The organism is Georgenia daeguensis, assembly GCF_039537705.1.
In the GTDB taxonomy this organism is placed as follows: Bacteria; Actinomycetota; Actinomycetes; order Actinomycetales; family Actinomycetaceae; genus Georgenia; species Georgenia daeguensis.
In genome coordinates, this window is the sequence record NZ_BAABBA010000003.1 from 23,589 (window position 1) to 42,892 (window position 19,304).

Below are 19,304 nucleotides of genomic sequence, written 5' to 3' on the forward strand. Positions count from 1 at the left end.
CACCCGCATGAACGCTGCCGGAAGCCCGGTGGCCGGCCAGCTTGCCGTGCCGGCCGTCAGCCCCTCCCGCTCGCTGAGCGCGGAGGAGCTGGCGGCCGTGCGCGCGGACTTTCCCCTGCTGGGGCGGACCGTGCGCGACGGCCGGCCGCTGGTCTACCTCGACTCCGCCGCCACCTCCCAGAAGCCGCAGTGCGTCCTCGACGCCGAGCAGGACTTCTACGAGCGGCGCAACGCCGCCGTGCACCGCGGCGCCCACCAGCTGGCGGAGGAGGCGACCGAGGCCTACGAGGCTGCCCGTGCCGCCGTCGCCGCCTTCGTGGGCGTGAGCATCGACGAGATCGTCTGGACCAAGAACGCGACCGAGGGCATCAACCTCGTCGCGTACGCGATGTCCAACGCCTCGCTCGGGCGCGGCGGGGACCGGGCGCGGGGGCTGTTCGGCGTCGGCCCCGGCGACGAGATCGTCGTCACCGAGGCCGAGCACCACGCCAACCTGGTGCCGTGGCAGGAGCTGTGGGCGCGCACCGGCGCCACGTTGCGCTGGATCTCGCTGACGGAGGACGGGCGCCTGGACCCGGAGAGCTTCGGCGTCATCACGGAGCGGACGAAGGTCGTGTCCCTGACCCACGCGTCCAACGTCACCGGCGCGGTCAGCCCCGTGGCGGACGTCGTCGCGCTGGCGCGCCGCGCCGGTGCGCTGGTCGTGCTGGACGCCTGCCAGTCCGTGCCGCACCTGCCGGTGGACCTCAAGGCGCTCGACGTCGACTTCGCGGTGTTCTCCGGCCACAAGATGCTCGGCCCCACCGGCGTCGGCGTCCTCTACGGGCGGCGCGAGCTGCTCGCCGAGATGCCACCGTTCCTCACGGGCGGCTCCATGGTGCAGGTGGTCACCATGACGGCGACCACCTACGCCGACCCGCCGGCCCGGTTCGAGGCCGGCACGCAGATGGTCGCCCAGACCGTCGGGCTGCACGCCGCCGTCGGCTACCTCGCCGAGCTGGGGATGGACGCCCTGGCCGCCCACGAGGCCGAGCTGACCCGGCTGCTGCTCGACGGCGTCGCCTCGGTGCCCGGGGTGCGCGTGCTCGGGCCCACCGACCCGGCGGACCGCCTCGCCGTCGTCGCCTTCGAGGTCGACGGGGTGCACCCGCACGACGTCGGCCAGGTGCTGGACGACGCCGGCATCGCCGTGCGCGTCGGCCACCACTGCGCGCAGCCCGTCCACCGTCACCTCGGCGTCAACGCCTCCGCACGCGCCTCGGCGGGCGTGTACACGACGGCGGAGGAGATCGAGGCGTTCGTCGACCAGCTCGGCCGCGTGCGCCACTTCTTCGGGGTGGACCATGGCTGACGCGATGGAGCAGCTGTACCAGCAGGTCATCCTGGACCACTCGCGCGAGCGGCACGGCGCGGGGGAGATCGACCCCTTCGACGGGGAGTCCTTCCAGGTCAACCCCACGTGCGGGGACGAGGTGCGGCTCCGCGTCCGCCTCGACCACGCCGACGGCCCGCCCCGGATCGCCGCGATCGGCTGGGTGGGCCAGGGGTGCTCGATCTCCCAGGCGTCGCTGTCGGTGCTCAACGACCTGGTCACCGGCCAGGACATCCAGGCCGTGGACCGGCTCAACGAGACGTTCCGCGAGCTCATGCACAACCGGGGCCACGACCTCGACGCCCCCAAGCAGGAGTCACTGGAGGACGCCGCCGCGTTCGTCGGCGTCGCCCGCTACCCTGCCCGCATCAAGTGCGCCCTGCTCGGCTGGATGGCCCTGCGCGACGCCCTCGCCCACGCCCTGACGGCAGAGCCGTCCCAGAAGGAGGATTCATGAGCGAGACCACCAACCCGGCCACCGCGACCAACCCCTCGCCGACCACGGCGGCCGACGTCGAGGAGGCCATGCGCGACGTCATCGACCCCGAGCTCGGGATCAACGTCGTCGACCTCGGTCTGGTCTACGGCATCACGGTGGACCAGAACAACCAGGCCGTCATCGACATGACGCTGACCTCGGCCGCCTGCCCGCTGACCGACGTCATCGAGGACCAGGCCGCCCAGGCGCTCGAGGGCCTCGTCGCCGGACAGCGCATCAACTGGGTCTGGATGCCGCCGTGGGGCCCGGAGAAGATCACGCCCATCGGCCGCGAGCAGCTTCGCGCCATCGGCTTCAACGTCTGACCCACGCACAGCACGCTCGGCCCGGTCGCCCCCTGCGGAGGCGACCGGGCCGTCGTCGTCCACGACCGACTTTCACCATCCGAAAATTCTTCCGGGATCCGAAAACAAATATCCACGTAGGGGTTACGTCCGGCTCTTTCGTGCCCTAGCCTGTGCCGAACGGTCCAACGACGGACTCAACAGGAGGTCACGTGTCCCGCACCGTCACGGCGTCGGCAAAGCACCCGGTCGACGAGATCCCACGGCTCGACAAGCTCTTCCCCCTGGGGCTGCAGCACGTGCTGGCGATGTACGCCGGCGCCATCGCAGTCCCGCTCATCGTCGGCGGCGCGCTGGGCTACTCCTCCGCCGACATCGCCTTCCTCATCAGCGCCGACCTGTTCGTGGCCGGCGTCGCCACCCTGATCCAGTCCATCGGGTTCTGGCGCTTCGGCGTGCGCCTGCCTCTGATGCAGGGCGTGACGTTCGCCGCCGTCGGCCCCATGATCGCCATCGGCAACCAGTACGACATCACCGCCATCTTCGGCGCCACGATCGCGTGCGGCCTCTTCATGATCGCGCTGGCACCGGTGTTCAGCTCGATCCTGCGCTTCTTCCCGCCGCTCGTCACGGGTACGGTCATCATGATCATCGGGCTCTCGCTCATGGGGGTCGCGGCCGGCTGGATCACCAACAACGAGCCCTCGGCGCAGCCGCGCGACCTCGCGTTCGCCGCGGGGACGCTCATCTTCATCATCCTGCTCGAGAAGTTCGCGCCGCCGTCCGTAGCCCGTGTCTCGGTGCTGCTCGGCCTGGTCGTCGGCACGATCGTCGCGATCCCCTTCGACATGGTCGACTGGTCCGGCGTGGGCGAGGCCGGATGGTTCGCGGTCATCACGCCCCTGCACTTCGGGTTCCCCACCTTCCCGATCGCCGCCGTCATCTCGATGCTCGTCGTGGGGCTGGTCATCATGACCGAGACGACGGGCGACATGCTCGCGGTGGGCGAGATCGTCGACAAGCCCGTCGGCAGGCGCCAGCTCGGTGACGGTCTGCGCGCCGACGGACTGTCCACCGTGCTCGGCGGCCTCTTCAACACCTTCCCCTACACCGCGTTCGCGCAGAACGTCGGCCTGGTGAGCCTGACCCAGGTGAAGTCACGGTGGGTCACCGCCATGTCCGGCCTCATCCTCATCGCCCTGGGCCTGGTACCCAAGGTCGCCGCCATCGTCGAGGGCGTGCCGCGCGCCGTGCTCGGGGGAGCGGGCATCGCCCTCTTCGGCATGGTCGTCGCCGCGGGCGTGCGGACGCTGGTGAAGGTGCACTTCACCAACACCAACGTCCTCGTCGTCGCGATCTCGGTCGGTATTGCGCTCCTGCCGACGGTGCAGCCCGAGATCTACGCCAACTTCCCGAGCTGGTTCCAGCTCATCTTCCACTCGGGCATCAGCGCCGGCGCGCTGGCCGCCATCCTGCTGAACCTGCTGCTCAACCGCGACCAGATGAACGAGGACCACGTGGCGGCCGCGCACGAGACCCGCGCGATCCCCAAGAGCCTCAACCGCCCCGACGTGGTGCGCCAGGCGGAGGCCAGGGAGGCCAGCCGGGAGGCGGAGCTGGCCCACGGTAGTTCTGCCGAGAGCACGGAGGGCGACCCCCGGCGCTGACAGCGCCCTCCCGCCGCACTCCTGTCGCGCGCACCGCGCGACCGCCCCACGACACGCCGACCGCTACCGGGACTCCGGTTGCGGTCGGCGTTCTCGTGCGGCGGTGGGTCCGCCTGCCGCCGCGGGTGGCAGCCGGCCTACAGCTGACCTGCGGAGAAGGTGTCGCAGGCGGCCATGGTGCCCTGCTCGTAGCCGGTGGTGAACCAGCGCATGCGCTGCTCGGCGGAGCCGTGGGTCCATGCCTCCGGGTTGACCTCCTGGCCCGCCCCCTTCTGAATGCGGTCGTCGCCGACGGCGGCGGCGGCGTCGAGGGCGTCGGTGAGCTCCTCCTGCGTGGGGGCCTTCAGGAGCGGGGCGTTGTCCGGCGAGTTGGGGTCCGGCGTGTTGGCCGCGTGGGAGAGCCACATGCCGGCGTAGCAGTCGGCCTGCAGCTCCAGGCGCACGCCGTCGGACTCCGGGCCGGTGTCCTGCCGGTCCATCTGGTCCATGATCCCCTGCTGGTTGGAGATGTGGTGCCCCCACTCGTGGCCCACGATGTACAGCTGCGCCAGCGGTGCGTTCTCCGCGCCGAGCTGGGTCTCGAGCTGGTCGAAGAAGCCGGTGTCGAGGTAGACGCTCTCGTCCGGCGGGCAGTAGAACGGGCCGACGGCGGAGGTGGCGTCGCCGCACCCCGTCGCCACGGAGCCCTCGAACACCTCGAAGCCGGGCTGCCGGTACTCGATGTCCGCCTGCTCCGGCAGCGCCGCCTGCCAGAACGCGTCGAGCGACTCGGCGCCCGCCACCATGCGGCACTCCACGTACTCGTTGGCGTCGGCGCCGGTCTGGCAGTGCTCCAGGCTGATCCCGCTCTCCTGCTGCGACGGCTCACCGCCGCCGAACATGCCGGAGAGGTCCTGCCCGGTGAACAGGTAGACGAGCAGGACGAGGATGCCGGCACCGCCGCCGATCGCGGCCCCCTTGCCACCGCGGGACGAACGCACGCGGCCCGAGTCGATCCGGCCACCCTCGTTGAAAGTCATGGGCACAAAGTAGTGCGGCAGCGTCGCGACGGCGCGTCGGGCCGGGGCGGGTGTGGCGGTGAGCAAATTCTCTCGGTGCCGCCGGGAGTCCCACGTAGACTGGGCAGCGCACCACGTCGGTGCTCCCACCCCAGTCTGTGTCTAGAGGTCTGCCCCTGTGATCACCGCCCACGACGTCTCCATGCGCATCGGCGCCCGCGAGCTGCTCCACGAGGCGAGCTTTCGCGTCGACGCCGGCATGCGCATCGGGCTCGTCGGCCGCAACGGCGCGGGAAAGACCACGCTGACCAAGCTGCTCTCGGGCCAGGACGAGACGGCCTCGGTGGTCCAGCACACCGGCCAGATCGTGCGTACCGGCGAGATCGGCTACCTGCCTCAGGACCCACGCACCGGCGACATGCAGGTCCTCGCCCGCGACCGCGTGCTCTCCGCCCGCGGGCTGGACGAGATCGTCCGGCGCATCCGCCGCGCCGAGCACACCATGAGCACCGCCGAGGGCGCCGCCCAGCAGAAGGCCATGGAGAAGTACGTCCGGCTGGATGCCGAGTTCGCCGCGCAGGGCGGCTGGGCCGCCGAGTCCGAGGCGGCCCGGATCACGTCCAACCTCGGTCTGCCCACCCGCGTCCTGGAGCAGCCGCTCGAGACGCTCTCCGGCGGCCAGCGCCGCCGGGTCGAGCTCGCCCGCATCCTCTTCTCCGGCGTCGACACCCTGCTCCTCGACGAGCCGACGAACCACCTCGACCACGACTCCATCGTCTGGCTACGGGACTACCTGAAGAGCTACACCGGCGGCTTCGTCGTCATCTCCCACGACGTCGAGCTGCTCCGCGAGACGGTCAACCACGTCTGGTACCTCGACGCCAACCGCGGCGTGCTGGACGTGTACAACATGGGCTGGGACGCCTACGTCAAGCAGCGCGAGGCCGACGAGCGCCGCCGCCACCGCGAGCGCGCCAACGCCGAGAAGAAGGCCGGCCAGCTCATGGCCCAGGCGGACAAGATGCGGGCCAAGGCCACCAAGACCGTCGCCGCGCAGAACATGGCGCGCCGCGCCGAGCGGCTGCTCTCCGGGCTGGACGACGTGCGCCGTGCCGACAAGGTCGCGCACCTGCGCTTCCCCGACCCAGCCCCGTGCGGCAAGACCCCGCTCACCGCCGAGGGGCTGAGCAAGTCCTACGGCTCCCTCGAGGTCTTCACCGACGTCAACCTCGCCATCGACCGTGGCTCCAAGGTCGTCATCCTCGGCCTGAACGGCGCGGGCAAGACGACGCTGCTGCGCATCCTCGGCGGGGTCGAGGAGCCGGACACCGGCGAGGTGATCCCCGGCCACGGCCTGAAGGTGGGCTACTACGCGCAGGAGCACGAGACCCTGGACGTCGAGCGCACCGTGGTGGAGAACCTCCGTTCGGCCGCCCCGGACCTCGACGACACCGGCGTGCGCAGCGTGCTCGGCTCGTTCCTCTTCTCCGGCGAGGACGCCGACAAGCCGGCCAAGGTGCTCTCCGGCGGGGAGAAGACCCGCCTCGCCCTCGCGGTCCTGGTGGTCTCCTCGGCCAACGTCCTGCTCCTGGACGAGCCGACGAACAACCTCGACCCCGCCAGCCGCGAGGAGATCCTCGGGGCGCTGCGCTCCTTCACCGGCGCCGTCGTCCTCGTCACCCACGACGAGGGGGCCGTCGAGGCGCTCAACCCCGAGCGGGTGCTCCTGCTGCCCGACGCGGACGAGGACCTGTGGAGCGATCAGTACCTCGAGCTCGTCACGCTCGCCTGAGTCGCGGGCGGCCCCGCCGATCTGTCAACGGTGAGGATCCGGTGCCCCGGAGGCGTCGGATCCTCACCGTTGTCCGTGCAGACCGGACCGGGACGACGGCGGTGCCGGGGGCTCGCTGCCCGGTCAGCGCTCGAGGTGCCGGGACGACGGCGGAGCCTGCGGAGACCGGGTGGCACGATCCTCGGCGCCGGGATCGGCCCCGAAGCCGGGGCTGACTGCCCCGGAGCCGGGGTTGAGGGCCTCGATGACGCGCGGCCCACGGGATGCGTCGTCGCGTGCGTCCGTCTCGAGGCCCGCCGCACCATGGGTGCCGGTCGGCAGCTGGGCACGGGCCTGCAGCTGGGTGTAGACCTCGAGGTCCTCGTCGAACTCGGCCCGGCTGACGCGGCGCACCGGGCCGTGACCGGACCGCTCGGCGGCCTCACGTCGGGCGAGGACCACCAGCGCCACCAGCATCCCGGCCGAGAAGACCCACCACTGGAACGCGTAGGAGATGTTCATGGCGTGCTTGGAGCCCGGGCGTCCGTAGCGGCCCACCGCCTCTGCGGCCTCAGGGCTCTCGGCCGCGGCGACCACGTACCCGTCGAGCACGGGCACGTCCGCGACGGCGCCGAGGTCGCTCACGCCCCCGACGGCGTCGAGCACCTGGGACGGGGCGAGAGTGTAGACCTGCCCGGCGGGCGGGACGCGCTCGTGCGCGGCCTCGGCGTCGCGGAGCCGGGCCGTGAGCGTCACGTCGCCGGGCGGGGGCTGCGGGACGGCGCCCCCGCCGTCGGCCACCTCGGCCGGCACCCACCCGCGGTCGACGACGACGAGCACCTCGCCATCGCCGGTCCGGGCGACGAACGGGGCCACCACGTGCACCGCCGGGGTGCCCTCGACCGGGCGGTTGCGCAGCAGCACCGTGCCGCCGTCGAGGTAGCGACCGCGCAGCTCCACCGGCTGCCACTCCTCGTCGGGCCGGACGGGGCCGGTGACGGAGCGCAGCGCCTCCTCGAGCGGCACCGGAGCGGCGTCGTAGACGGCGGAGACCTGCTCGGCCTCGGCGTGGCGGACCGCGTACCGGCCCCACTGCCACACGCCCAGCAGGGCGCACGCGACCGAGGCGGCGACCAGCAGCGCGATGAGACCCACCCAGCGCCGCGTCCGCAGGAACGCGTACCGCCCGCGCCGGCCGGCCGCGTCGCCCACGGCGCTCACCCGTGCGACTCGTCCAGCTCGCCCACGCCGACGACGTCGCGCAGGAACGACCGGTCGGCGAGGAACCGGCTCAGGTGCTCACGGTGCGCGTCGCAGGCCAGCCACACCTTCCGGCGGCCGGTGGTGTGCAGGCGCGGGTTGTTCCACAGCAGGGCGTGGGCGGCCTCGGCGCCGCAGCCCTTGGCGCTGCAGCGCAGAACCTCCTCGGTCATCGCAGGTACTCCGTCGTGGGGTCGTAGGGCAGCTGGCGCGGGGGCGGTGCCCCCGGCGGGCCGATGAGCGTGGTCGGGGCCTGCGGGCGTTCCCGGCCGGCGTTCGCGAAGAGGACCGCCACGGCCGGCAGGAGCACGGCCCCCGCCACGCAGACCCACTTCCACGGCCCCGGCACCACCAGCAGGAGCAGGAAGCAACCGGTGCGGATGCCCATCGAGATCAGGTACCGCACGGTGCGGTCGTGCACGTCGTCGGCCAGGGCGCGCGGTGCCGAGGTGATCGCCTGCACCTGCGACCCCTGCCGACGACGACCGGGCATCCTCACCTCTCAAGGCTACGCCGCGCGGCGGCGGGCGGCTCTGCCCGGTGGCCCGTCGACGGGGCCTGTGGGATGCCCCACCCCGCCCGCCGCGGACGGCCTTCGCCCCCGCGGGCGCGCGTCGGCTACGGTTTCCCCGCAGCGACCGGTGGATGAAGAGGAGATGTCCGTGGCGGAGAACGTCGGACGCAGTGTGCTGGTGACCGGGGCGAACCGGGGCATCGGCCGCGCCATCGCCGAGCGGTTCGTCGCCGCGGGCGACAGGGTCGCCACGATCTACCGCTCCGGGGACCTGCCCGCGGGCGTGCTCGGCGTCGTCGGCGACGTGCGCGACACCGCCTCGGTCGACGCGGCCTTCACCCGCGTGGAGGAGGAGCACGGGCCGGTCGAGGTCGTCGTCGCCAACGCCGGCGTCACGCGCGACCAGCTGCTCATGCGCATGAGCGACGAGGACTTCGACACGGTCCTCGACACCAACCTCGCCGGAGCCTTCCGGGTGGCGCGCCGCGCCTCCAAGGCCATGATCCGCGCCCGATCCGGCCGGATCGTGCTCATCTCCTCCGTCGTCGCCCTCTACGGCGGCCCGGGCCAGGTGAACTACTCCGCCTCCAAGGCCGGGCTCGTCGGGATGGCCCGCTCCATCACCCGCGAGCTGGGCGGGCGGGGCATCACGGCCAACGTCGTCGCCCCCGGCTTCATCGACACGGCCATGACGCAGGCGCTGCCCGAGAAGCAGCAGCAGGCCTACCTCGGCGCCATCCCGGCCGGCAGGTTCGGCCAGGTCGACGACGTCGCCGCGGCCGTCCAGTTCCTCGCCTCGCCCGAGGCCGCCTACATCTCCGGGGCCGTGATCCCCGTCGACGGCGGTCTGGGCATGGGCCACTGACCACCGCACCGACAACGCCGACGTCGATCTGATGTCAACCACCGGCGCTCGCGGCGCCACCGAAAGGAGACCCATGGGACTGCTCGAGGGCAAGACGATCCTGGTGACCGGGGTGCTGAAGGACAACTCGATCGCCTTCCACGTGGCCCGGCTGGCTCAGGAGCAGGGCGCGAAGGTCGTCCTGACCTCCTTCGGCCGCCAGTTCCGCCTCACCGAGATCACCGCCCGGCGCCTGCCCGCGCCCGCTCCGGTCGTCCAGCTGGACGTGCAGAACCAGGAGGATCTCGACAACCTCGCCGATGCCGTGCGCGAGCACGTGGACCACCTCGACGCCGTCGTCCACTCCATCGGGTTCGCCCCGCAGTCGGTCATGGGCGGGAACTTCCTCGCCGGGCAGTGGGAGGACGTCGCCACCGCCGTGCACGTCTCCGCGTTCTCGCTCAAGGCGCTCGCCGTGGCGGCCCAGCCGCTCATGGTCCCGGGCTCGGCGCTGGTCGGCCTGACCTTCGACGCCAGCTTCGCCTGGCCGGTCTACGACTGGATGGGCGTGGCCAAGGCCGCGTTCGAGTCCACCGCGCGCTATCTGGCCCGCGACCTCGGGCCCTCCGGCATCCGGGTCAACCTCGTCTCGGCGGGCCCGGTGCGCACCACCGCGGCGACGTCGATCCCGGGCTTCGACCAGGTCGAGGGCGGCTGGGACGAGCGCGCCCCGCTGGGCTGGGACGTCTCCGACGCCGAGCCCACCGCGCGCACCGTGATCGGCCTGTGCTCCGAGTGGTTCCCGAAGACGACGGGGGAGATCGTCCACGTCGACGGCGGTGTCCACGCGATGGGGGTGTGATGTCCCGGACGCTCGTCCTGCTGCGGCACGCCAAGGCCGAGCCGGAGGGTGACCTCGGTGACGCCCTGCGGCCGCTTGCGGCCAAGGGGCGGAAGCAGGCCGGGAAGCTGGGGCCGCGGCTGGCCGAGGTGACGGGCGCCGTCGACCTGGCGCTGGTCTCCACAGCGCTGCGCACCACCGAGACGTTCAAGCTTGTCAGCCAGCACCTGAGCGTGCGCGAGCACCGGGTCAGCGAGGAGCTGTACAAGGCGGGCCCGCGCCAGCTCCTCGGCATGCTGCGGGAGGTCGACGCCGACGCGGCCACGGTGCTCGTCGTCGGTCACGAGCCGACCATGTCAGGTCTGGCGTACCTGCTGCACGACACCCGTGACGACCTCGCCCAGCAGGTCAGCCTCGGCATTCCGACGGCGGCCGCGTGCGTCATCGACGTCACCACGCCGTGGGCGGAGCTGGACCGGTCGACGGCCCACCTGTCCCAGCTGGTGCGTCCGCAGGACTGAGGTCCACCCGGGCCGGCGCCCGCCGCGCCGGCCGGTGCCGCCGTCGGCGGCGAGCCGGCATTCCCCCTCGGCGGCGAGCCGGCACCGTCGTCGGCAAAGGCATGGACGACGGCGTCCCGGCCCGGCACGCTGGGCGGCATGGAGAACCAGCCGTCGCCGTCGTCCCTCCGACGGCCCGGGGGGCGACCCCGGGTCGTGTACTACACCGCGTCGACCCTGAACGGGTTCCTCGCCGACGAGGAGAACTCGCTGGCGTGGCTCTTCGCCGTCGAGAGCGACGGGACGCCGGAGCTGTCGACGCAGCTCGGCGACGTGGGGGCCGACGTCATGGGCTCGACCACCTACGAGTGGGTGCTGCGGGAGGAGCGGCTCCTCGAGCAGCCCGGCCGCTGGCAGGAGCTCGAGTACCTCGGCGACCGGCCGACATTCGTGTTCACCTCGCGCGACCTCCCGCGGCCCGACGGCGCCGACGTGCGGTTCCTCCGCGGTCCGGTGGCCGCCGCGCTGCCGGAGATCGCCGCGGCCGCGGGCGGCAGGGACGTCTGGCTGCTCGGCGGCGGGGACCTGGCCGGTCAGTTCTGGGAGGCGGGGGCGCTGGACGAAATCCAGGTGTCGATCGCCCCGGCGACGCTGCCCGGCGGTGCCCCGCTGCTCCCGCGGCGTATCGGGCCGGACGCGCTTCGGCTGCGCCGGGCGGAGCGGTTCGGGCAGTTCGCGCACCTGACCTACGACGTCGTGCGCTGACGGCGATCGCCACCGCCGCTGCGACCGCCGCTGCCGGCGTGCGCCGCTGCCCTGGTGCACCTCGCACCACGGGGGCACAATCGAAGGTGCCCCGCAGCAGGAAGGAGTCCGCGATGTGCTACGACCGGTACTACACCGAACGCTGGGCAGAGAGGGAGCGGGAACGCCGCGCCCGTGAGAGCGGACCGGCCGAGAGGCCGGCGGAGGGAACCACCGAGGTTCCGTCCGAGGTCCCGACCGAGATGGTCGAGGAGCAGCTCGAGAAGACGCGCTGAGAAGCGCCACCGACGCCGGACCGGCCGCTGACCGGTCCGGCGTTCCACGTCCGGGCAGGCTGCTGGCCGGCGTTCCACGTCCGGGCCGGTGACACCGCGCGCCAGCGGGGTTGCCGATGTGGTCGCTGCGGACGACCACATCCGCAACCTGGTCAGCGGCCGAGCAGGCCGAGCACCGCGTCGAGCCGGGGGAAGCCGACGGCCGCGTCCGCCTGCTCCTGCACGACAGGCTTCGCGCAGAACGCGACCCCCAGGCCTGCGGCACCGAGCATGTCGAGGTCGTTGGCGCCGTCACCGACCGCCACCACCCGCTCCAGCGGCACGCCGTCGGCCTCGGCCCACGCGCGCAGGTGACGCTCCTTGGCGGCGCGGTCCACCACCGGGCCGCTGGTGCGGCCGGTGAGGCGGCCGTCGGCCACCTCGAGCGTGTTCGCCACCACGTGCTCGATGCCGAGCGACGCGGCCAGCGGGGCGACGATCTCCCCGAAACCGCCGGAGACGAGCCCGACGGTCCCGCCGGCCTCGTGCACGGCCTCGACCAGCTCGCGGGCGCCCGGCGTGAGCGAGACCCGCGCGCGCACCTCCTCGAGCACACCGACGTCCAGGCCGGCCAGCGTGGCCACGCGCTCGCGCAGGCTCGCGGCGAAGTCGAGCTCCCCGCGCATCGCGCGCTCGGTCACCGCGGCCACCTGCTCGCGCGTGCCCGCGTGCTCGGCGAGCAGCTCGATGACCTCGGCCGTGATCAGCGTGGAGTCCACGTCGGTGACCAGCAGCCCGACCCCGTCGGCGGCGAGGGGGCCGGCGGTCACGGCGACGTCCACGCCCAGCGCCGTCGCCGGGCCGCGCAGCTCGGCGGCCGTGCCCTCCGCGCTCGTCCCGGGGCGCAGCGCCCCGGCGAGGGCGAGGCCGAACCACCCGTCGCGGGAGGTGTCGACGACCGTCACGCCGTCGGCCACCCGGGCGAGGACGGCGGCCGCGTGGGTCACCAGGGACTCGGGAACGGGGCGGGGGGAGACCAGGCCGGCGCGGACCGTGGAGGGGACGGGATCGCTCACGGGCGGCAGCCTACGGGCGGGCGCACCCCTCAGCGCTCGACCGTCCACCCCTTCGGCACCACCGTGATGCCGGACTCGGTGACGGTGAAGCCACGGGCGCGGTCGTGCTCGTGGTCCAGGCCCACGCGGGCGCCGGGCGCCACCTTGACGTTCTTGTCCAGGATCGTGCGGTTCACGGTGGCGTTGCGTCCCACGTCCACGCCGTCGAAGAGGACGGAGTCACGGACCGAGGACCAGGAGTTCACCCGCGTGCCTGGGGAGAGGACGGAGCCGATGACCTCACCGCCGGAGACGATCACCCCGGGGGAGACCAGCGAGTCCAGGGCGTGCCCGAGCCGCTCCCGGTGCGCGTAGACGAACTTCGCGGGCGGCAGCCCGGTGTAGCCGGTGAACAGCGGCCAGTCGTCGTTGTAGAGGTTGAACACCGGGTAGACCGAGATGAGGTCCTGGTTGGCCTCGTAGTAGGCGTCCACCGTGCCGACGTCGCGCCAGTAGTTGCGGTCCCGGTCGGTCGAGCCCGGGACGTCGTTGAACGTGAAGTCGTACAGGCCGGCGGCGCCGTCGGCCACGAACGCCGGGACGATCGAGCCGCCCATGTCGTGCTTGGAGGAGTCGTCCTTCGCGTCCGAGGTGACGGCCTCGACGAGGGCGTCGGCGTCGAAGACGTAGTTGCCCATGGAGGCGAGAATCTCGTCGGGGGAGTCCGCGAGCCCGACGGCGTCCGTCGGCTTCTCCAGGAACTCGCCGATCTTGTGGGGGTTGTCCCGGTCGGCCTGGATGACGCCGAACTGGTCCGCCATCGATAGCGGCTGCCGGATGCCGGCCACCGTCAGGGGGAAGCCGGAGTCGATGTGCTGCTCCACCATCTGGGAGAAGTCCATGCGGTAGATGTTGTCGGCGCCCACGATCACGACGATGTCGGGCCGCTCGTCGTCGATGAGGTTGAGCGACTGGTACACCGCGTCGGCGCTGCCGAGGAACCAGTGCTTGCCCACTCGCTGCTGGGCGGGGACCGGGGCGACGTAGTTGCCGAGCAGGTTCGACATCCGCCACGTCTTGGCGATGTGCCGGTCCAGGCTGTGCGACTTGTACTGCGTCAGCACGACGATCCGCAAGTAGCCGGAGTTGACGATGTTGGACAGGGCGAAGTCGATGAGCCGGTAGATCCCCCCGAACGGCACCGCGGGCTTCGCCCGGTCCACGGTGAGCGGCATCAGCCGCTTACCCTCACCACCGGCCAGGACGATCGCAAGTACGCGTGGGGCTGCCATGCCCCGACCATATTGCCGAGAGCCGTCACCCGTCGCGACATGGCAACAACTTGCACCGTGTTGCGTGGATCACCCTGGTTACGGGCATGCTGTGCTGGCCGCATCGTGCTCGGGGCCGCCGGAGGCCCGTCCGACGAAGGAAGCGATAGAACATGAGGGTCGACCTCCTTACCCGCGAGTACCCGCCCCACGTCTACGGCGGGGCCGGGGTCCACGTCACCGAGCTGGCGCGGGTCCTGCGCCGCAGCGTCGACGTCCGCGTCCACGCCTTCGACGGCCCGCGCCTGGCGGGGGACACCGAGAACGACGTCGAGGTGCCGGTCACCGGCTACGACGACCTCCCGGAGCTCCAGCACGCCAACGCCGCGCTGCGCACGTTCGGCACGGACCTGACGATCGCGGCGAACCTCGTCGGCACCGACCTCGTGCACTCCCACACCTGGTACGCCAACCTCGCGGGGACCCTGGGCGCGCTGCTCAACGACGTCCCCCACGTGCTGACGGCGCACTCCCTCGAGCCGCTGCGCCCGTGGAAGGCCGAGCAGCTCGGCGGCGGGTACGCGCTGTCGAGCTGGGCCGAGCGCACCGCGTACGAGGGGGCGGACGCCGTCATCGCCGTCTCCGGCGGCATGCGCGCGGACATCCTGCGCGCCTACCCGCAGATCGACCCCGAGAAGGTCCACGTGGTCCACAACGGCATCGACCTGGAGGGCTGGCGCCGGCCGTCCACCCCGGAGGAGGAGGCGGCGGCTGCGGCGACGCTCGCGCGGCTGGGCATCGACCCCGGGCGCCCCACCGTCGTCTTCGTCGGCCGCATCACCCGCCAGAAGGGCCTGCCGTACCTGCTCCGCGCCGTCGAGCAGCTGCCCGCCGAGGTCCAGCTCGTGCTCTGCGCGGGGGCGCCGGACACCCCGGAGATCGCCGCCGAGGTCACGGCCCTCGTGGAGAACCTCCAGGACCGGCGCCAGGGCGTGATCTGGATCGAGGAGATGCTCCCGCGGCCCGAGCTCGTCGCCGTCCTGGCCGCCGGCACCGTCTTCGTGTGCCCCTCGGTGTACGAGCCGCTCGGCATCGTCAACCTCGAGGCCATGGCGGTCGGGCTGCCGGTGGTCGGCTCGGCCACCGGCGGGATTCCCGAGGTCATCGACGACGGCGTCACGGGCACCCTCGTCCCGATCGAGCAGGCCGACGACGGGACCGGCACGCCGATCGACCCCGCCCGGTTCGAGAGCGACCTGGCAGAGGCGCTCACCGCGCTGGTCACCGACCCCGAGGCAGCCGGCCGCATGGGTGCCGCGGCCCGGCGCCGCGTCGAGGACCACTTCGCGTGGGAGGCCATCGCCGACCGCACGATCGAGGTCTACGAGCAGGTGCTGCGCCGCCGGTAGTCCGCCGACGCCTTCGTGAGGACCTCCGTCTGCGCCGGGGACCACCGTCTGGACATCGGTCCCCAGCACGATTGGCGGTCCTCACGGGCGAGCGCGGCTGAGCTCGACTGCTCAGCTCGCCCGGCGGGTCAGCTCGCTCGACTGCTGAGCTCGCCCGGCGGGTCAGCTCGTTCACCGGGTCAGCTCGCCCGGCGGGTCGCGCTCGCGGCGGCGAGCGCGTGGCGTGCCGATCGGGCCACGTGCGCGAGGGCGGCCGCCCGGGCGCCGGCCTGGCCCGCGGTGACCGCCGCACCGTCGTCGCCCGTGGCGAGGTCCAGGATGGCCGTCAGCCTCGCCGCCCGCTCGAGCACGTCGAGGCGGCGCGGGTCCAGGCGTGGCGGCAGCAGCTCGTCCGGAAGAGTGGCGAGGGAGAGGTCGAGCAGCTCGTCCGCGAGGTCGGGCCGGTCGCGGGCGACGTCCAGCGCCTCGAGCGCGTCGACCGCGTCGGAGAGGGCGAGCTGGATGTCCCGGCGCGCCTGCGAGAGCGGCTCGACGCCCGCGAGCAGCAGGCTCGGAGCGGGCAGGTGCTCGCTCAGATCATGGTCGACGACCCACGTGACGAGCTCACCCCGCTCCAGGACGCTGCCGTAGACCTCCCGCTCGGGCACGATGACGGCGCAGCGCTCGGTGGGGTTGCCCGGGCGGCGCAGCAGCAGGCCCTCCCCGGCGTCGAGGAGGTCCGCCGAGCGCACCGCGGGCGCGCCCATGGGGTCGCCCGGGCGCGGCAGGATCGCGGCGACCTCGCCGGCGGGAACCAGCTGGAGCAGCAGGTCGGCGAGGGACGTCGTCCCGGTCAGGAGGGCGCCGCGCTCGCGCACGTGGTGGACCTCGTCCTGCCCGGTCACCGCACGGGCGGCGCGCCGGGCGGTCTCCGGGCCGTCGACGACCGGCAGCCACAGCGCCAGGACCACGGACGCGGGCAGGGTGAGGATCGCCGGACCGGACATGGGGACCAGCCTAGTTCTGCGGGCTGTGTGCCCCGTAGCGCCGCCGTCCACGCCTCGGCGCGCGCGCACGGTCAGGGGTCCGAGGTGTTCTAGGGTCGGGGTCATGGGTGATGTGCTGGAGCTGAACGACGTCTCCGTCCGCCGCGGGAGCAGGATGATCCTCGACGGCGTGGACTGGTCCGTGAACGAGGGCGAGCGCTGGGTGGTGCTCGGGCCGAACGGGGCGGGCAAGACGACGGTCATCCAGCTCGTCTCCGGACGGCTGCACCCGACCAGCGGCACCGTGACGATCATCGGCGAGGAGGTCGGCAAGACCGACCTGGCGGAGCTGCGGCCCCTGGTCGGGCTCGCCTCGGCCGCGCTGGACCAGCGGCTCCCGGCGGGAGAGCGGGCCATCGACGTCGTCGTCACCGCGTCCTACGGCATCACCGGGCGCTGGCGCGAGGAGTACGACACGCTCGACCTCGACCGGGCCCAGACCCTCCTCGACGTCTTCGGGGTCGGCCACCTCGCGGAGCGCACCTACGGCACGCTCAGCTCGGGCGAGCGCAAGCGCGTCCAGATCGCCCGCGCCCTCATGCCCGACCCGGAGGTGCTTCTCCTCGACGAGCCGGCGGCCGGTCTCGACCTGGGCGGGCGCGAGGAGCTCCTGGCGGCCCTGTCGGAGCTCGCCGGTGACGGCCGTTCCCCGGTCATGGTGCTGGTCACGCACCATGTGGAGGAGATCCCGTCCGGCTTCACCCACGCCCTCCTGCTGCGCGAGGGCGTCGTCGAGGCCGCTGGCCCGATCGAGGACGTCCTGACCCCTCAGCACCTCTCGGCCGCGTTCGGGCTCGAGCTCGAGGTGGAGCGGCACCGGGACCGCTACAGCGCCCGGGCGGCCGGCACCGCGCGCTGACGCGCGTGGCGGGCTGACTGCATGTCGCGCTGACGCCCGCGGCGCCCGCGGCGCTCGCGGCGCGCGTGGAGCTCGTGGCGCGCGTGGCGCGCGTGGCGCCCATCCTCGCCGGCCGCGCCTGCGTCGGAACGGCCCCGCGCGTTGGTGGGCCGCGGTGTCGGTGGCTCCCGATAGGATCTCCCTCACACGACGGCATCATCGACGCAGGTCAGCCGCGCGAGGGTGCGCGTCAGCCTGGGGAACGAGGGGACATGGGCTGGCTCTGGTGGCTGGGGGCGGCGCTCGTCCTGGGTGTCGTCGAGATGCTCACCGTGGACCTGATCTTCCTCATGTTCGCCGGCGGCGCGCTCGCGGCCATGCTCGTCGCGCTGGTGGGTGCCCCGTTCTGGGTGCAGATCCTCGTCTTCGCGATCGTCTCTGCCGCCCTGCTCTTCGTGGTGCGGCCGTGGGCCAAGAGGTTCCTCGACCGCTCGACGCCGGACACCGCCACGAACATCGCGGCGCACGTCGGGCGTGAGGCGACCGTGCTCATCGACGTCACCGAGCACGCCGGCCGGGTCAAGCTCGCGGGCGAGGTCTGGACCGCCCGCGCCGCCCGGCACGGCAGCGTGCTGCCCACCGGCACCACCGTGCGCGTGGTGCGCATCGACGGCGCGACCGCCGTCGTCGACGCCACCGCCGACGACCAGCTGTACCAGTTCTGAACCACCGCAGCGCAACACAACCCGAGGAGCAGCATGGCCGAGAGCGTCGGCGGCATCATCCTGATCATCGTCCTGATCCTGGTCGGCATCTTCGTCGTCGTCGCGATCACGCGCGCGGTGCGGATCGTCCCCCAGGCCGTCGCCCTGATCGTGGAGCGCCTGGGCAAGTACCAGACCACCATGTACGCCGGGCTGCACTTCCTCATCCCGTTCGTGGACAAGGTGCGTGCCGGCGTCGACCTGCGCGAGCAGGTGGTCTCCTTCCCGCCGCAGCCGGTCATCACCTCGGACAACCTCGTGGTCAGCATCGACACCGTCATCTACTTCCAGGTGACCGACCCGAAGTCCGCGACCTACGAGATCGCCAACTACATCACCGGCATCGAGCAGCTCACCGTCACCACGCTGCGCAACGTCATCGGCTCGATGGACCTCGAGCAGACGCTGACCAGCCGCGACCAGATCAACGGCCAGCTGCGCGGCGTGCTCGACGAGGCCACCGGCCGCTGGGGCATCCGCGTCAACCGCGTCGAGCTCAAGGCGATCGACCCGCCGGCCTCGGTGCAGGGCTCCATGGAGCAGCAGATGCGCGCCGAGCGTGACCGTCGCGCCGCGATCCTGACGGCCGAGGGTGTCAAGCAGTCGCAGATCCTCACGGCCGAGGGTGAGAAGCAGGCCGCCATCCTGCGCGCGGAGGGCCAGGCGCAGTCCGCGATCCTCAAGGCCCAGGGTGAGTCCCGCGCGATCCTGCAGGTCTTCGACGCCATCCACCGCGGCAAGCCCGACAGCCGCCTGCTCGCGTACCAGTACCTGCAGATGCTGCCGGAGATCGCGAACGGCAGCTCCTCCAAGCTCTGGGTGATCCCCACGGAGTTCACCACCGCCCTCAACGGCATCTCCAAGGGCTTCGGCGGTCTCGGGGCCTCGGGCGACGGCGGTGGGCCGGACCTCGACGCGGGCGAGCACCCCCAGGTCGACTTCGGCGACTACGGCCAGGGTCTGTCCAAGAACCTCCAGGAGACCACGCTGCAGGACCCGGACGAGGCGCTCGCCCAGGCCCGCGGGGAGGCCCAGCGGGCGACGTCGGAGGCGTCGTACGCGGGTGAGGGCTCGGGCATGCCGTTCTCCCGGGCCGCCGAGGCCGGGCAGCAGCCCGCCGAGTCGACGCAGACCCGCGCCCAGCGCCGGGCGGCCTCCGAGGCGCGCATCGAGGAGGCGCTGGAGGCCGGCGGTGACCGTGCCCGCCGCGAGGCTCAGCGCCAGGCCGAGGAGCTCAGCGAGCGCACGCGGACCAGTCCTGCCGGGCCGGGCCCCCAGGAGTGGGACGAGGCTCAGCAGGACGACACCTCCCGCTTCGCCCCGCCGCCGCGGCCGCAGGACGACCAGGGCGGCGAGCCCGGGCAGCGCTGAGG

The 19,304-nt window shown here is 72.6% G+C and carries 21 protein-coding genes; 14 read left to right on the forward strand and 7 right to left on the reverse strand.

The window, feature by feature from the left end:
- Nucleotides 1-7 precede the first annotated feature (7 nt).
- The 4 genes from ABD774_RS03480 to ABD774_RS03495 all read left to right on the forward strand — a co-directional run bounded on the left by ABD774_RS03480 (nucleotide 8) and on the right by ABD774_RS03495 (nucleotide 3,822).
- Complete coding sequence (locus tag ABD774_RS03480) at nucleotides 8-1,351, forward strand: SufS family cysteine desulfurase (protein WP_345037717.1); 1,344 nt, start codon at nucleotides 8-10, stop codon at nucleotides 1,349-1,351.
- Nucleotides 1,344-1,829 carry a Fe-S cluster assembly sulfur transfer protein SufU gene (gene sufU, locus ABD774_RS03485; protein ID WP_345037719.1) on the forward strand — a complete coding sequence of 162 codons (486 nt, stop codon included), beginning with the start codon at nucleotides 1,344-1,346 and terminating at the stop codon, nucleotides 1,827-1,829. Before ABD774_RS03480 ends, sufU begins: the two co-directional genes overlap by 8 nt.
- A complete protein-coding gene (locus ABD774_RS03490; RefSeq protein ID WP_248258870.1) occupies nucleotides 1,826-2,176 on the forward strand; it encodes a metal-sulfur cluster assembly factor in 351 nt (116 codons plus the stop codon). Before sufU ends, ABD774_RS03490 begins: the two co-directional genes overlap by 4 nt.
- A gap of 191 nt (nucleotides 2,177-2,367) precedes the next feature.
- Nucleotides 2,368-3,822, forward strand: a complete 1,455-nt coding sequence (locus tag ABD774_RS03495) for a nucleobase:cation symporter-2 family protein (protein WP_345037724.1) — start codon at nucleotides 2,368-2,370, stop codon at nucleotides 3,820-3,822.
- A 137-nt stretch (nucleotides 3,823-3,959) separates the two neighbouring features.
- Here ABD774_RS03495 and ypfJ read toward each other — a convergent pair whose 3' ends face one another.
- Nucleotides 3,960-4,841 carry a KPN_02809 family neutral zinc metallopeptidase gene (ypfJ, locus tag ABD774_RS03500; RefSeq protein ID WP_345037727.1) on the reverse strand — a complete coding sequence of 294 codons (882 nt, stop codon included), beginning with the start codon at nucleotides 4,839-4,841 and terminating at the stop codon, nucleotides 3,960-3,962.
- A 157-nt stretch (nucleotides 4,842-4,998) separates the two neighbouring features.
- Between ypfJ and ABD774_RS03505 the strand changes: the two genes are divergently transcribed.
- The gene (locus ABD774_RS03505) at nucleotides 4,999-6,612 is read left to right on the forward strand and encodes an ABC-F family ATP-binding cassette domain-containing protein (RefSeq protein ID WP_345037729.1); all 1,614 of its coding nucleotides are present in this window, start codon (nucleotides 4,999-5,001) and stop codon (nucleotides 6,610-6,612) included.
- Between the two features lie 123 nt (nucleotides 6,613-6,735).
- Here the strand turns inward: ABD774_RS03505 and ABD774_RS03510 are convergent, their stop codons facing one another.
- The 3 genes from ABD774_RS03510 to ABD774_RS03520 are packed head-to-tail and all read right to left on the reverse strand — an operon-like array spanning nucleotide 6,736 to nucleotide 8,344.
- Entirely contained in the window at nucleotides 6,736-7,812 is a 1,077-nt protein-coding gene (locus ABD774_RS03510) for an SURF1 family cytochrome oxidase biogenesis protein (protein WP_345037732.1), read from the reverse strand.
- A complete protein-coding gene (locus ABD774_RS03515; RefSeq protein WP_345037734.1) occupies nucleotides 7,809-8,024 on the reverse strand; it encodes a hypothetical protein in 216 nt (71 codons plus the stop codon). Before ABD774_RS03515 ends, ABD774_RS03510 begins: the two co-directional genes overlap by 4 nt.
- Entirely contained in the window at nucleotides 8,021-8,344 is a 324-nt protein-coding gene (locus ABD774_RS03520; protein WP_345038256.1) for a DUF3099 domain-containing protein, read from the reverse strand. The genes ABD774_RS03515 and ABD774_RS03520 overlap by 4 nt, the downstream gene beginning before the upstream one ends.
- A gap of 163 nt (nucleotides 8,345-8,507) precedes the next feature.
- On the opposite strand from ABD774_RS03520, the gene fabG reads away from it, so the two are divergent.
- The 5 genes from fabG (at nucleotide 8,508) to ABD774_RS03545 (ending at nucleotide 11,590) form a co-directional block, all read left to right on the forward strand.
- Complete coding sequence (gene fabG / locus ABD774_RS03525) at nucleotides 8,508-9,230, forward strand: beta-ketoacyl-ACP reductase (RefSeq protein WP_345037737.1); 723 nt, start codon at nucleotides 8,508-8,510, stop codon at nucleotides 9,228-9,230.
- A gap of 73 nt (nucleotides 9,231-9,303) precedes the next feature.
- Entirely contained in the window at nucleotides 9,304-10,071 is a 768-nt protein-coding gene (fabI, locus tag ABD774_RS03530) for an enoyl-ACP reductase FabI (protein WP_345037739.1), read from the forward strand.
- A complete protein-coding gene (locus ABD774_RS03535; protein WP_345037741.1) occupies nucleotides 10,071-10,571 on the forward strand; it encodes a SixA phosphatase family protein in 501 nt (166 codons plus the stop codon). The genes fabI and ABD774_RS03535 overlap by 1 nt, the downstream gene beginning before the upstream one ends.
- A 138-nt stretch (nucleotides 10,572-10,709) precedes the next feature.
- On the forward strand, nucleotides 10,710-11,315 hold the full coding sequence (locus ABD774_RS03540) for a dihydrofolate reductase family protein (protein ID WP_345037743.1): 606 nt from the start codon (nucleotides 10,710-10,712) through the stop codon (nucleotides 11,313-11,315).
- An 86-nt stretch (nucleotides 11,316-11,401) separates the two neighbouring features.
- Nucleotides 11,402-11,590, forward strand: a complete 189-nt coding sequence (locus ABD774_RS03545) for a hypothetical protein (protein WP_345037746.1) — start codon at nucleotides 11,402-11,404, stop codon at nucleotides 11,588-11,590.
- Nucleotides 11,591-11,742: 152 nt separating this feature from the next.
- On the opposite strand, the gene serB is transcribed toward ABD774_RS03545, so the two are convergent.
- Both serB and glgC read right to left on the reverse strand, forming a co-directional pair.
- The gene (gene serB / locus ABD774_RS03550; protein ID WP_345037748.1) at nucleotides 11,743-12,645 is read right to left on the reverse strand and encodes a phosphoserine phosphatase SerB; all 903 of its coding nucleotides are present in this window, start codon (nucleotides 12,643-12,645) and stop codon (nucleotides 11,743-11,745) included.
- Nucleotides 12,646-12,674: 29 nt separating this feature from the next.
- Nucleotides 12,675-13,916, reverse strand: a complete 1,242-nt coding sequence (gene glgC / locus ABD774_RS03555; RefSeq protein WP_345037750.1) for a glucose-1-phosphate adenylyltransferase — start codon at nucleotides 13,914-13,916, stop codon at nucleotides 12,675-12,677.
- 152 nt (nucleotides 13,917-14,068) lie between these two features.
- On the opposite strand from glgC, the gene glgA reads away from it, so the two are divergent.
- Nucleotides 14,069-15,304, forward strand: coding sequence for a glycogen synthase (gene glgA / locus ABD774_RS03560; RefSeq protein ID WP_345037752.1), 1,236 nt, complete (start codon nucleotides 14,069-14,071; stop codon nucleotides 15,302-15,304).
- 179 nt (nucleotides 15,305-15,483) lie between these two features.
- Here the strand turns inward: glgA and ABD774_RS03565 are convergent, their stop codons facing one another.
- Nucleotides 15,484-16,290, reverse strand: a complete 807-nt coding sequence (locus ABD774_RS03565) for a hypothetical protein (protein ID WP_345037754.1) — start codon at nucleotides 16,288-16,290, stop codon at nucleotides 15,484-15,486.
- A 103-nt stretch (nucleotides 16,291-16,393) separates the two neighbouring features.
- Between ABD774_RS03565 and ABD774_RS03570 the strand changes: the two genes are divergently transcribed.
- The 3 genes from ABD774_RS03570 (at nucleotide 16,394) to ABD774_RS03580 (ending at nucleotide 19,302) form a co-directional block, all read left to right on the forward strand.
- Nucleotides 16,394-17,188 (forward strand): ABC transporter ATP-binding protein, encoded by a 795-nt coding sequence (locus ABD774_RS03570; protein WP_345037757.1) that lies wholly within the window; start codon nucleotides 16,394-16,396, stop codon nucleotides 17,186-17,188.
- 251 nt (nucleotides 17,189-17,439) lie between these two features.
- Entirely contained in the window at nucleotides 17,440-17,892 is a 453-nt protein-coding gene (locus ABD774_RS03575; RefSeq protein ID WP_345037759.1) for an NfeD family protein, read from the forward strand.
- 33 nt (nucleotides 17,893-17,925) lie between these two features.
- Nucleotides 17,926-19,302 carry an SPFH domain-containing protein gene (locus ABD774_RS03580; RefSeq protein ID WP_345037761.1) on the forward strand — a complete coding sequence of 459 codons (1,377 nt, stop codon included), beginning with the start codon at nucleotides 17,926-17,928 and terminating at the stop codon, nucleotides 19,300-19,302.
- Nucleotides 19,303-19,304: the final 2 nt, after the last annotated feature.